The organism is Corynebacterium sp. Marseille-P3884, from assembly GCF_017942225.1.
GTDB lineage: Bacteria > Actinomycetota > Actinomycetes > Mycobacteriales > Mycobacteriaceae > Corynebacterium.
Genome location: NZ_JAGKSD010000002.1, coordinates 56848 through 69118, shown reverse-complemented (window position 1 = coordinate 69118; position 12271 = coordinate 56848). Strand labels below are relative to the sequence as shown.

General features: G+C 63.5%; 13 protein-coding genes. All 13 read left to right on the top strand.

What is annotated here, in order from left to right:
• Positions 1 to 10 precede the first annotated feature (10 nt).
• The 13 genes from J5Y21_RS01385 to scpB all read left to right on the top strand — a co-directional run bounded on the left by J5Y21_RS01385 (position 11) and on the right by scpB (position 12269).
• Positions 11 to 943: a hypothetical protein gene (locus J5Y21_RS01385; RefSeq protein ID WP_349236902.1), complete on the top strand. Its 933-nt coding sequence runs from the start codon at positions 11 to 13 to the stop codon at positions 941 to 943.
• A gap of 25 nt (positions 944 to 968) precedes the next feature.
• Entirely contained in the window at positions 969 to 1973 is a 1005-nt protein-coding gene (locus tag J5Y21_RS01380) for an HAD-IIA family hydrolase (protein ID WP_210572010.1), read from the top strand.
• 5 nt (positions 1974 to 1978) lie between these two features.
• Positions 1979 to 2200: a hypothetical protein gene (locus J5Y21_RS01375; RefSeq protein ID WP_210572008.1), complete on the top strand. Its 222-nt coding sequence runs from the start codon at positions 1979 to 1981 to the stop codon at positions 2198 to 2200.
• A 3-nt stretch (positions 2201 to 2203) separates the two neighbouring features.
• Complete coding sequence (locus J5Y21_RS01370) at positions 2204 to 3031, top strand: TlyA family RNA methyltransferase (protein WP_210572007.1); 828 nt, start codon at positions 2204 to 2206, stop codon at positions 3029 to 3031.
• Positions 3031 to 4044 carry an NAD kinase gene (locus tag J5Y21_RS01365; RefSeq protein ID WP_210571999.1) on the top strand — a complete coding sequence of 338 codons (1014 nt, stop codon included), beginning with the start codon at positions 3031 to 3033 and terminating at the stop codon, positions 4042 to 4044. Before J5Y21_RS01370 ends, J5Y21_RS01365 begins: the two co-directional genes overlap by 1 nt.
• Before the next feature lie 35 nt (positions 4045 to 4079).
• A complete protein-coding gene (gene recN / locus J5Y21_RS01360; RefSeq protein WP_210571995.1) occupies positions 4080 to 5807 on the top strand; it encodes a DNA repair protein RecN in 1728 nt (575 codons plus the stop codon).
• Positions 5808 to 5898: 91 nt separating this feature from the next.
• Entirely contained in the window at positions 5899 to 7215 is a 1317-nt protein-coding gene (gene steA, locus J5Y21_RS01355; protein WP_246874835.1) for a putative cytokinetic ring protein SteA, read from the top strand.
• Positions 7216 to 7236: 21 nt separating this feature from the next.
• Positions 7237 to 8235 carry a copper transporter gene (locus J5Y21_RS01350; protein WP_210571994.1) on the top strand — a complete coding sequence of 333 codons (999 nt, stop codon included), beginning with the start codon at positions 7237 to 7239 and terminating at the stop codon, positions 8233 to 8235.
• Between the two features lie 22 nt (positions 8236 to 8257).
• Entirely contained in the window at positions 8258 to 8938 is a 681-nt protein-coding gene (locus J5Y21_RS01345) for an NUDIX hydrolase (protein ID WP_246874834.1), read from the top strand.
• Positions 8939 to 8950: 12 nt separating this feature from the next.
• Positions 8951 to 9856 (top strand): site-specific tyrosine recombinase XerD, encoded by a 906-nt coding sequence (gene xerD, locus J5Y21_RS01340; protein WP_210571993.1) that lies wholly within the window; start codon positions 8951 to 8953, stop codon positions 9854 to 9856.
• A gap of 108 nt (positions 9857 to 9964) precedes the next feature.
• Entirely contained in the window at positions 9965 to 10834 is an 870-nt protein-coding gene (locus J5Y21_RS01335) for a ParA family protein (RefSeq protein ID WP_210571991.1), read from the top strand.
• 4 nt (positions 10835 to 10838) lie between these two features.
• Positions 10839 to 11687, top strand: coding sequence for a segregation/condensation protein A (locus J5Y21_RS01330; protein WP_210571990.1), 849 nt, complete (start codon positions 10839 to 10841; stop codon positions 11685 to 11687).
• Between the two features lie 18 nt (positions 11688 to 11705).
• Positions 11706 to 12269, top strand: a complete 564-nt coding sequence (scpB, locus tag J5Y21_RS01325; RefSeq protein ID WP_210571986.1) for an SMC-Scp complex subunit ScpB — start codon at positions 11706 to 11708, stop codon at positions 12267 to 12269.
• Positions 12270 to 12271 lie beyond the last annotated feature (2 nt).

The following is a 12271-nucleotide window of genomic DNA, read 5'->3' as shown; positions in this document are numbered from 1 at the left end:
TAGGGAGGACGTGGAACGCATGAGCTACGACAACCGTGATAACGACCGCCGTGGAAATGGCGGCGGTTCCGGCCGTGACCGTGACCGCGGCTCCGGCCGTGACCGTGACCGCGGCCAAGGCCGGGATCGGGACGATCGCCGCGACCGCCGACATGGTGGCGACAAGCGGGACGGGCGCCGTGATGGCCGGCGCGATGACCGCCGCGGCGGCAACAAGGTGCGCCACGACCGCTCCAACCCGTACCGCCAGGGCTTCCGCGAGGACCGCATGGCTCAGAAAGAAAACGAGCCGGCAATCCCGGACGATATCGATGTCGCGGATCTGGACCCATCGGTGCTGCAGGATCTGCGTGTTCTGTCGAAGGACAATGCCGACCGCGTGGCCAAGCACATGATCATGGCGGCGACCTGGATGGCGGACGATCCGAAGCTGGCGCTCAGCCACGCCCGCGCAGCGAAGAACCGGGCTGGCCGCGTCGGTGTCGTGCGTGAGGCAGCGGGCATCGCCGCGTACCACGCAGGGGAGTGGAAGGAAGCGCTTTCCGAACTGCGCGCTGCACGCCGCATGAGTGGCGGCCCGGGTCTGCTCGCCGTCATGGCGGATGCGGAGCGCGGTCTCGGCCGCCCGGAAAAGGCCCTCGAGATCGGTCGCAGCCCAGAGGCGCGCGAGCTTGACGAGGATTCGACGATCGAGCTCGCCATCGTCATGGCTGGCGCGCGCCACGATATGGGCCAGCACGAATCGGCGTTGGCGACGCTGCAGCAGCTCAATCCGACGATGAAGGGCGACAGCTTCGAGCACATCCGCCTGTCCTATGCGTACGCTGACGCGCTCGCGCAGGTTGGCCGCACCGACGAGGCCAAGCAGTGGTTCGAGCACGTGGCTAAGGTCGATTCCGACAAGCTGACCGACGCAGCCGACCGCCTGAAGGAATTCAAGTAGCGCTGACGAAGGGGAGAGACCTGCTGTGAGAATCACGCAGCTTTACGACGCATTATTGCTCGACCTGGACGGCACCGTTTGGGCTGGAGGCAACGCGATCCCGAATGCAGTGGAGGCTGTCACTGCGGCCAAGGATGCCGGTCTATCTGCCGCCTACATCACCAACAACGCGTCCCGGCCGCCGTCGGAAGTCGCTGCGAAGCTGACTGCGATGGGGCTGGCAAGCGAATCGGCAGACGTGCTGACCTCCGCGCAGGCCGCTGTGCAGTTGGCTGCGAAACATGCCCAACCCGGCGAGAAGATTCTCGTGATCGGCGCGCCCTCGTTCGCGGAACTGGTCCAAGAAGCCGGCTTCGTTCCGGTGGATTCTGCAGATGAGTACCCCAAGGTCGTTGTGCACGGTCATTCGCCGGACAACGGTTGGCGCCAACTCTCCGAAGCAGCTCTCGCCATTGCACAGGGTGCGAAATATATCGCGAGTAACCTCGACACGACACTGCCGATGGACCGCGGACTCATGGTCGGCAACGGCTCGATGGTCGCGGCAGTGACGAGCGCTACCGGCGTGACTCCGCAGGTGGCGGGCAAACCAGAGCCCGCGATGTTCGAGCTCGCGAAGGCGAATCTCTCTTCATCCCGCCCCTTGGCCGTCGGGGACCGTTTGGATACCGATATCGCAGGCGGTGTCGCCGCGAAGATGGATACGCTCCACGTGCTCACCGGCGTGTCTGGTCCGCTGGCGCTCATCGCAGCACCGCCAGCTCAGCGGCCGAGGTTCATCGCCGAAGACCTGAGCGTGCTCAGTGACGACGTGGACGTGGACGAACTCCGCCCAGCACCGCAGGGCGGATTCACCGCGACGCGCAACGGCGACGAGGTCACACTCGACGGCGGCACTGAGTCCTCGAATCCGCTTCAGGCCCTGCGCACAGTTCTCTCTGTCGTGTGGGCGGACGGGGGAGACAACTGTTCAGTCGTCGTCAAGCCTGCTTCCGATGTTGCGCGTGCCGCTACCCAGGCCTGGTGGTAAGCGATATGAAACCGTCCGCACCGAAGCCGCACGATCCGCGCACGCCGTCCGTTTCCGTCGATGATGTGCGCGAACAGTACGCGGCAGCGCTCACCGATGATCCCCACCTCGTGGAACGAGATGAAAACGGCGAAGAGATGGCCGTCACCGACGAACTAGCGGTGGATTTGGCGCGCTACGAAGCGGCGTACGGCGTGCTCGCATCGGCCCTACAGGACGGGGAGTAGCGCATGCCACCAGCAAGAAGAAGACTTGACGCCGAGCTCGTCCGCCGCAAAATCGCGCGCTCCCGCGAGCAGGCCGTGGAGTGGATCAAGGCGGGACGCGTTGAAGTCGGCGGATTCGTGGCCAAAAAGCCCGCCACGATCGTCGAGCCGGATGCGTCGATCAAAGTCGCGAAAGACGACAACGATGATTGGGCATCGCGCGGCGCGCATAAATTGCTTGGCGCGTTGGAAGCGTTTGAGCCGCAAGGTCTCAAGGTGAGCGGCAAGCGGGCGTTGGATGCCGGGGCGTCGACGGGCGGTTTCACTGATGTGCTGCTGCGTCGCGACGCGCGCGAGGTCGTTGCCGTGGATGTCGGCTACGGGCAGCTCGTGTGGCGTTTGCAAAACGACGAGCGGGTGAAAGTGCTCGACCGCACGAATATCCGGCACCTCACCCCGGAGCTTATGGACGGGCCCGCTGATCTGATGGTCGGCGACCTGTCGTTCATCTCTCTCGAACTCGTGCTGCCCGCGATCGCGGAGTGCATGAGCGATGGTGCGGACCTTTTGCCCATGGTTAAACCGCAATTCGAGGTGGGCAAGGACCGGCTCGGCAGCGGCGGTGTGGTGCGGTCGCCGGAATTGCGCGAAGAGGTCACGCTCGATGTCGCGAGGAAGGCGCTCGAGCTGGGTCTTAGCTGCAGAGCAGCGACCGCATCCCCGCTTCCCGGGCCGAGCGGGAACGTAGAATACTTCCTATGGCTCGTCCGCGACGGTGGCGCAAGCGCCCCGAGCGACGCTGAACTAGCCCGGATCATTCACCGGGCAGTAGAGGAAGGACCGGAAAACTAATGGCCGCAGAAGTCGTTCACGACGCTGGCGGTGCCGAGGAAGCAGGCGCCGCCAACAACAGCGACCGCATTGTCCTTCTCGTTCCGCACACCCGCCGCGAAGGCAATATCGCGTCAGCGAACCGCGCGACCGAGCTCCTGTTGGAAGCAGGTCTGACGGTGCGCCTGCTCGGCGACCGCGATGTCCCGTTCACCGATAACTACCCGGCCCTGGCGGGGCTGGACACCGTCGACCCGGGACCGGTCGCCGCGAAGGACTGCGAGCTGGTGCTCGTCCTCGGCGGGGACGGCACTTTCCTCGGCGCCGCAGGCATGGCGCGCGAACAAGATGTGCCTGTGCTGGGCATCAACCTGGGCCACATCGGCTTCCTCGCCGAATGGGAGGAAGACAGCCTGGAGACAGCTATCCGGCGGGTGATCGACCGTAGTTATCGCGTCGTCGACCGCATGACCATCGACCTGACCGTCCACGATTCCAATAATGACCTCGTGGGGGAAAGCTGGGCGCTCAACGAGGCCAGCCTGGAAAATATCGACCGCAGTGGCGTTCTCGACGCGATCTTGGAGGTCGACTTCCGCCCGGTGAGCTCGTTCGGCTGCGACGGTGTGCTCATCTCCACTCCGACAGGTTCGACAGCCTACGCATTCTCCGCCGGCGGCCCGATCCTGTGGCCAGAGCTCGACGCCATTTTGGTCGTGCCCAATAATGCGCACGCGCTGTTCACCACGCCGCTCGTGGTCTCGCCGCAGTCGACGGTCGCGGTGGAATCGCTGATCACCACCACGCACGCGAAGGTCGTCGCCGACGGAATCCGCCAGGTGGACATGCCGCCGGGCTCCCGCCTGGAGGTCGTCCACGGCCACCGCCCGGTGCGCCTCGTGCGTCTCGACGACAGCCCGTTCACCGACCGTCTCGTGCGCAAGCTGCACTTGCCGGTCAATGGTTGGCGCGGCCCCGTGGTCAAGGACGATAACTCGTATTCTGATTCTGTCACCAGGCGCGAAGCGCACTGACACATTGTTCACGCCCGACAAGCTCAAAGGTCTGCATGCTCGTAGAAATTTCGATCGACAACCTCGGCGTTATCCCGCATTCGCATGTCGAATTCGCCCGCGGCCTCAACGTGCTCACCGGCGAGACCGGTGCGGGCAAAACCATGGTGGTCACCGGTTTGCGTCTGCTCACCGGCGGGCGCGCCGATGCGTCGAAAGTGCGCACGGGAGCACAGCAGGCGGGAGTTGAGGGAGCATTCAACGCCGACGCGCTGGACGAAAAGTCGCGCGAAAAGATCGCAACGCTTATCGACGACACCGGAGCCGCCGCCGACGAGAACGGCGAATACTTGGCTGCACGCACAGTGAAAGCCACTGGCCGTTCCCGCGCGCACCTCGGCGGACGTACGGTGCCGGCGGCGACATTGAGCGAATTCACCGGCGAACTGTTGACGATTCACGGCCAGAACGACCAGTTGCGCTTGCTCTCACCAGCAGAGCAGCTTGCTGCACTGGACTCCTACGACCCGAAGATCGGGCCGCTCAAGGAGAGCTACCGCGAATCGTTCACCGCGTGGCGGAAAGCATCGAAAGACCTCGAGGAGCGGGTGACAAAGCGCCGGGAGCTCGCCCAAGAAGTCGACCGGCTCACCTTCGCTGTGGGCGAGATCGACGAGGTCGCCCCGGAGGTCGGCGAGGACTCTGAATTGGTCGCATCGGTCAACCGCCTTCAGGATGTCGACGCTTTACGTGAGGCAGCCCAAGAAGCGATCGTCGCGATTGACGGCGCAGACGCCGTCGGCGAATTCAGCGCCGACGAGGACACCGCTTCCGATCTCGTCGGCCGGGCTGCAGCGGCATTGACCGGGTCGAGTGACCAGCAACTGCGCGCGCTGGGGGAGCAGCTCAGCGACGTCGCCTCGGTCCTCTCCTCCGTGTCCGGTGAATTGGGCATGTACCTGTCCGAATTGCCCAGTGACCCGGAGGAGCTCGAGCGTCTCCTGCAGCGCCAGCAGGAACTTAAAGGCTTGACCCGAAAGTATGCGCCGGATATCGCCGGCGTACTGAAGTGGCGCGACAAGGCGCAGGCCCGACTTGAATCGATCGACACCTCCGCCGAGGCCCTTGACCAACTGAAAAAGAAGGTCGCCGAGCACAACAAAGCCATGGTGTCGCGGGCGAAGAAACTGACCAAGGCCCGCACTGCGGCGGCAGATAAGCTCAGCACAGCCGTGACCGAAGAGTTGCGCGGTCTTGCCATGCCGAAAGCACGGATCACCGTCAACGTCGATAAGCAGGACTACGACCGCAACGGCGCTGATGCAGTTGAGTTACGCCTCGCCCCTAATGATTCTCTTGAACCGCAGCCGCTCGCGTCGAGCGCGTCCGGCGGCGAGCTTTCGCGCGTCATGCTGGCGCTCGAGGTGATTCTCTCCGCGCAACGTGGTGGCGCGACCTTAGTCTTCGACGAAGTCGACGCCGGAGTCGGTGGACGGGCAGCGGTGGAGATTGGTCGCCGCCTTGCCCGCCTCGCCCTGAACAACCAGGTGATCGTGGTGACGCACCTCCCGCAGGTCGCGGCCTACGCCGACAACCACTTGCACGTGGCCAAGAATGTGGGCGACGAGACGGTGACATCCGGCGTGAAAGAGCTGCACGGCGACGAACGTGTCGACGAACTCGCCCGGATGCTCGCCGGCATGGATGACTCCGCATCGGGCCGCGCCCACGCTGCTGAGCTTCTGGAGAAAGCTCGCGCCGATGTGGAGGCGTTCCGCGCCTAGTCTCCGGCGGAGTGTCGGGTGCTGTGAATTCTGTCGCCTGTTCCGCGCGCCTTCACCGAATATCCTGCTCCGACGGGCAGAATCATGACCCATGAGCTCAACTTCCCGTACTCCCTCCGCCGAGAAGAACGGCACGAAGGCGTCCTCTTCCGGAAGCACGTCCACCAGCACGAAGGTGACCGCCTCCAAGGCAGACGCACCGGAAAAGCAGCCGGCCAAGAAGGTTGCTGATAAAACGGCGATCTCCGAGACCATCACCGGTTCCCTGCGCGATTGCACCCCGCAGGGCAAAGGCATGCGCAAATTCAACGATGGCGATATCGCGATCGTCGACGCGCCTGACATGAGCCGTCGCGAAGCTCAGGCGCTGGTGGAAAAGCGTCCTGGCGCGGTGGTGAATATAGCGAAGTTCTCCTCCGGAAATATTCCCAATTATGGTCCGCAGCTGCTTCTTGACGCAGGAATTCCGCTGTTGGAAAACGCCGGCGCTGCCACGCGCGGTTCTTTCCGTGACGGCAAGAAGGGCTCCGTGACCGCGGACGGCGAGGTGCGCGCGGGCAAGAAAGCGATCGCGCAGGCTGACGCGCTCGACCGTGCAACGGTCGACAGCGCTTTCGACGAATCGCAGCAGCACCTGGTCGACCACATGGAAGCCTATTTCGGCAACTCCATCGAGTTCATTCATTCTGAATCGCCGTTGCTTGTCGACGGCGTCGGCGTGCCCGAGCTCGGCGATGCCATCGCGGGACGGAAGGTCCTCATCGTCAGCCCGACTGGTGATACCCGGGAGCGCATCGAGACCATGCGCAATTTCATCCGCGAGTTCCAGCCGGTCATTATCGGTGTTGGCGCAGCCGCCGACACCCTGCTGGATGCGGGCTACTCTTGCGATTTCATCGTGGGCGATCCGGCAGATATCTCCAACGACAATCTGCGCGGCGATGCCCGCGTGATTCTTCCGGCAGACCCGGACGGCCACGCCGCAGGTTTGGAGCGGATCCAGGATTTGGGCGTCGGTGCCGTGACGTTCCCGGCAGCGACGGATTCGCCCACGGATCTCGCCATCTTGCTCGCGGTCTTCCATGATGCGGAGACCATCGTCACCGCGGGTGACAACCTGGATCTGGACCGCATCTTCGCCGGTGACGAAGACGCTACGCCCGCGGCGATGCTCACCCGTTTGAAGGCGGGCAATCGCATCGTGGATTCGCGAGTGATCGAGAATCTCTACGAAAAGTCCTCCTCCGGCAGGGGCATCGCTTGGGCGTGGGCGATCCTCGGATTGCTGGTCGCCGTAGCCACGGTGATCCTCATTGTCGGTCTGATGGGCAACGGTTCCTTCGTGGACAACCTCATCGACACCTGGAATAACTTCGCACTGACCGTCCAGAACTTGTTCTCGCGCTAAAAGGGGAGGAATCGCTTCATCATGCCGAAGAAGAAGACCGGAGCACCGGGTTTGGTGGCAAGCGGCCTCGCGTGGGGCATCGCAGCCGGTATCGCTTTGGGCGCGCTCGTCGTCGCCCCGTCGATGGCGCCGATCGCCGACAACAGCTTCAACCACATCACGGGAAGTTCGTCTAGCGACGGCGGGAAGAAGACTGCCACCGACGAGGAGTCCCAGCGTCAGGTGGATGCGGCGAACGCTCTGCTCGGTAACACGTCGACGAAGATCGTCGAAGGTGCGCTCGATCAGCGCCCGTTCATGGTGATCCGTACCCCGGACGCCAACGCTGACGATGTCGAAGTGACCAGTTGGTTGGCGAAGCAGGCCGGCGGCGTCGCGTCGGGCCAGATCACGCTGACCGATAAATTCTTGTCCCCTGAAGGTGCAGATGAACTGCGCTCCATTATAGCCACGACGTTGCCAGCGGGCGCGCAGTTGTCCGTCGACAACCAGGAGCCGGGTGTGCACGCCGGTGAGTCGCTCGGCGCGGCGTTGATGTTCGACCCCAAGGGCGATCAGCCGCTCGCCACCGTCGATGACCGTGCCGTGGTGCTGCAGGCGCTGCGCGATGCCGGATTCATCGAGTACGCCGACGGGACGATCACGCCGGTCCAGGGCATCATCCTGGTCACCGGCGGAACGCTTAACGAGGAAGAGGCGGAGGGCAATAAGGACGAAAGCAGCGTCTACTCCGCGACCGTGATGGCTGATTTCGCGCGCGCACTCGATTCCAAGGGCGATGCTGTTGTGCTTGCCGGCCGCCGTGGCGCCGCCGCCGAGAAGGGGTCGCTGGCGCAGCTGCGTTCGGACGAAAAGTCCAAGGTTTCTACCGTTGACTCTCTCGAGTCCGAGACGGGCCGGATCTCGACTGTGCTCGCACTCGCGGAGCAGATCAACGGCGGTTCCGGCGCGTACGGCTCTGCGTCGAATGCGAATGCGGATATGCCCGCTCCAAAGCCGGAGTCGCGTCCCGGGAACTGACCTCGTCGCTATCGTGGGCACCATGTCTGATTCCGCACCAATGTCCGATTCGCAGCGGCACCGTTTCGAGGTGACGGACTCGGAGCTGCTTATCGACGCCCCGATTCTCGCCCTCCGCCGCGACAGCGTCACCATGCCAGGCGGGTCAACCGCGACCCGCGAAGTGGTGGAACACTTCGGTGCCGTCGCTGTGGTCGCCGTCGACGCCAACGAACGCATCGCGATGGTGGAGCAATACCGCCACACCGTCGGCTGCCGGCTCTGGGAGTTGCCCGCAGGCCTGCTCGATTTTGACGGTGAAGACGCACTCGTGACCGCTCAGCGTGAACTCGTCGAGGAGGCGGGCCTGAAGGCGGGGACGTGGTCGGTGCTCGTCGACTTGGTCACCTCGCCCGGGTTCGCGGAAGAAGCAGTGCGCGTTTTCTTGGCCACAGATCTCACCGAGACCGACCGCCCGGAGGCCGAAGAGGAAGAGGCCGACATGGGTTTTGCGTGGGTGCCGCTCGATGAGGCACGCGCCGATGTCATGAATGGCCGTATCGCGAACTCGATCGCCATCGCGGGCATCTTGTCCGCCTCCGAGGTGCTCGCAGGTAGGGCAGAAGCACGCAGCACGGAGACGCCTTTCGAACTGCGTCCCACGCACATGCCGACGCGTCGTCGCGCGGAAGGGATCACGCCCGACATGAAGAAGATCAAATAGAAAGTCTCCAGTGTGGACGCACGAACAGTCGGCCAGCTGTGGCTCGATCACCTCGCTGTTGAGCGGGGCGTGTCCGCCAATACGCTGAGCAATTACCGCCGCGATGTCGAGAGGTATCTCGATTGGCTCGCAGACACCGGCAAAACAGACCTTGGCGAGGTCGCATCGACGGATCTCGAAGACTATGTCGCAGATCTGCGGCGCGGGGGAGACGGAAAAAAGGGGCTGGCGGCGTCGTCGGCAAGCCGTGCCCTCGTTGTTGCGCGCGGCCTGCACAAATTCGCGGTGAGCGAGGGAGTGGTGGCAGCCGATGTCGCCGCGGGCGTGTCCCCGCCGAAGCTCGGAGAGAAGCTTCCGGACACGCTCAGCATCGACGAAGTGGGCACGCTTCTCGACGCCTGCCCCGACGAGACCCCCACCCAACTGCGCGACAAGGCGCTGCTTGAAATCCTCTACGCGACCGGTGCCCGGATCTCTGAAGTGCTCGCCTTAGTCGTGGACGATATTGCTGAGACCCGCGACTTCATCAAAGTCACCGGTAAAGGCGACAAACAGCGTGTGGTTCCGGTAGGCGGCGCCGCGCAGCGTGCTCTCGAGGCGTATCTCGTCCGTGGACGCCCGGCGTTGTCGGCGGGGAAGTCCCACGCCGTGTTCCTGAACAAGCGCGGCGGTGCGCTGTCGCGGCAGAGTGCGTGGACGATCATCAAGGACGCTGCGTCACGAGCAGGCCTCGACAAAGAGATCTCCCCGCACACGATGCGCCACTCCTTTGCCACGCACTTGTTGGAGGGGGGTGCCGACGTGCGCACAGTCCAGGAGTTGCTCGGTCACGCCTCTGTGACGACGACTCAGATATACACCCACGTCACACCAGAAAACTTGCGTGAAGTGTGGACCTCCTCGCATCCGCGTTCGTGACTGCGGGCGAATGACAGCCGTGTAAGATGACCATCAACAGCAAGGCACATCGTTCGCGTTGACAGCGTTGCGGACGCAGGGTGACGCAGGAAACGAAGGAGTGGCTCGGTGACAGAAGACGGACTTTTCAGCGCTTCGGAGCCGGAGGTCGGGCTGACGGGTCGGCCATTGCGTGAGTTCCCGCAGCCCAAACCTCTGGACAAGCACGGCCCCGCGACCATCATCTCGATGGTCAACCAAAAGGGTGGCGTGGGCAAGACAACGTCCTCGATCAACCTCGGTGCGTGCTTGGCGGAGCAGGGCCGCAAGGTCCTCTTGGTCGACCTTGACCCGCAGGGCGCACTGTCCGCAGGTTTGAACGTCACCCACGACGAGGATCAGGTCACGGTCTACGACCTCATGCTGGACAACACCTCGTCGATCCATGCCGCGATCAAGCACACCAATGTGTCCGGCTTGGACATGGTTCCGGCGAATATCGATCTGTCTGCGGCGGAGATCCAGTTGGTCAATGAAGTCGGTCGCGAGCAAACCCTCGGCCGCGCTCTGCGCCCTGTGCGCGGGGAATATGACTTCATCATCATCGACTGCCAGCCGTCGCTCGGGCTTCTCACCGTCAACGCCCTGGCGTGCTCGCAGGGCGTCATCATCCCGATGGAATGCGAGTACTTCTCTCTTCGCGGGCTCGCATTGTTGACCGACACGGTGGAGAAGGTGCGCGATCGCATCAATTTCGACCTGGACATCGTCGGAATTCTGGTGACCATGTTCGATCGCCGCACCACTCACGCCCGCGAGGTGATGGACCGCGTCGTGGAAGTCTTCGGCGACCGGGTCTTCGACACGGTGATCACCCGCACGGTTCGCTTCCCGGAAACGTCCGTGGCCGGCGAGCCCATCATCACCTGGGCTCCGAATTCGCCCGGCGCGGAACAGTACCGCAACCTCGCCCTTGAAGTCATCGAGCGCACCTCCTGACCGTATGACGACAGCTGAAAAGATCGATCCGCGCGACCCCGCCTTTGCGGGCGAGGGGTATCAGCCGGAGATCACCGGGTTCACCCTCGTGCTGAATAATTTCGAGGGGCCGTACGATCTCTTGCTGAATTTGATCAGCTCCCACAAGCTCGATGTCACCGAGGTGGCGTTGGCGGAAGTGACCGATGAGTTCATCGCCTACGTCAAGCAATTGGGTGAGACCGCCGAGCTGGACGAGATCACTGAGTTCCTCGTCACCGCGGCGACGCTGCTCAATTTGAAAGCACAGCGGCTGCTTCCGCGCAACGGAGACGACGAGGAGGAGGACCTCGAGTTCCTGTCGTCGCGCGACCTGCTTTTCGCGCGCCTTTTGCAGTACCGCGCCTACCAGCAAGTGGCGGACCAGTTCGAACGTTGGCAGGCGAGTGCTCGCCGGCGTTATCCGCGTGCCGTAGGCATGGAAGAGGCCTTCTCTGATGTGCTCCCGCCCGTCGCGCTGGGGCACACGCCTGGTTCTTTCGCCGAACTCGCGGCATCGGTGTTCCGTCCGAAGCCGCCGGAGGAAGTCCGAGTCGATCACCTTCACATCCAGCCGGTCTCCGTGCCGGAGCAGGCGGGAAAGCTGTTGGACACGCTCAAGCTCGCTGGGCCGCAGCACTGGCTGACGTTCACTGCTCTCACGCGTGATTGCACGCGTTCGATGGAAGTGGTCGGGCGTTTCCTCGCGGTGCTGGAACTCTACAAAGCGCACGCTATTGATGCGCAGCAAGAAGAAGCATTGGGGCAGCTCGATATTTCCTGGACAGGCAAGGACGTCGATCCGGCTGTGGTCGCCGCCGCGAACTGGGAGTAGGGAAGGACGGCTTTCATCATGACTGAATCCGGATCCATGCCGATGGTGAGTCAGTTGCGCTCTCAGGTCGAGTCGATCCTGCTCGTCATTGACACTCCCGCGCTCGCCGCGGATATCGCCGGCGCGTTAGGTGCCGCGGAGTCAGACGTCACGGCGTGCCTCACTCAGTGGGCAGACGAACTCGAACAACGCGGTTCAGGCATGGACGTGCGCGAGACATCAGAAGGCTGGCGCCTTTACACGCGGACGGAGAATGCCGACGCTGTCGAGGCATTTCTCGTCGACGGCGCGCACACGAAGCTGTCACGCGCGGCGATGGAAACACTCGCCGTGGTGGCCTACCGCCAGCCAGTCACCCGCGCGCAGGTCGCTGCAGTGCGCGGCGTCAACGTCGACGGGGTGATCCGAACACTGACTCTCCGCGGACTCATCGCTGAAGTCGACCCGGACGAGGCGACGGGCGCGCACCGCTACGTCACTACCGAACTGTTTCTCGAGCAGCTCGGCATCGATTCGCTCGACCGCTTGCCCGACTTGGCGCCGCTTCTTCCGGAAGTCGATTCCATCGAAGAGGCCTGGTAGTT

Excerpts from the sequence above, each read along its gene's own strand:
- scpB (WP_210571986.1), top strand. The coding sequence starts at position 11,706 with ATGACTGAATCCGGATCCATGCCGATGGTGAGTCAGTTGCGCTCTCAG.
- J5Y21_RS01370 (WP_210572007.1), top strand. The coding sequence starts at position 2,204 with ATGCCACCAGCAAGAAGAAGACTTGACGCCGAGCTCGTCCGCCGCAAA.
- J5Y21_RS01375 (WP_210572008.1), top strand. The coding sequence starts at position 1,979 with ATGAAACCGTCCGCACCGAAGCCGCACGATCCGCGCACGCCGTCCGTT.
- steA (WP_246874835.1), top strand. The coding sequence starts at position 5,899 with ATGAGCTCAACTTCCCGTACTCCCTCCGCCGAGAAGAACGGCACGAAG.
- J5Y21_RS01350 (WP_210571994.1), top strand. The coding sequence starts at position 7,237 with ATGCCGAAGAAGAAGACCGGAGCACCGGGTTTGGTGGCAAGCGGCCTC.
- J5Y21_RS01345 (WP_246874834.1), top strand. The coding sequence starts at position 8,258 with ATGTCTGATTCCGCACCAATGTCCGATTCGCAGCGGCACCGTTTCGAG.
- recN (WP_210571995.1), top strand. The coding sequence starts at position 4,080 with ATGCTCGTAGAAATTTCGATCGACAACCTCGGCGTTATCCCGCATTCG.
- J5Y21_RS01330 (WP_210571990.1), top strand. The coding sequence starts at position 10,839 with ATGACGACAGCTGAAAAGATCGATCCGCGCGACCCCGCCTTTGCGGGC.
- J5Y21_RS01365 (WP_210571999.1), top strand. The coding sequence starts at position 3,031 with ATGGCCGCAGAAGTCGTTCACGACGCTGGCGGTGCCGAGGAAGCAGGC.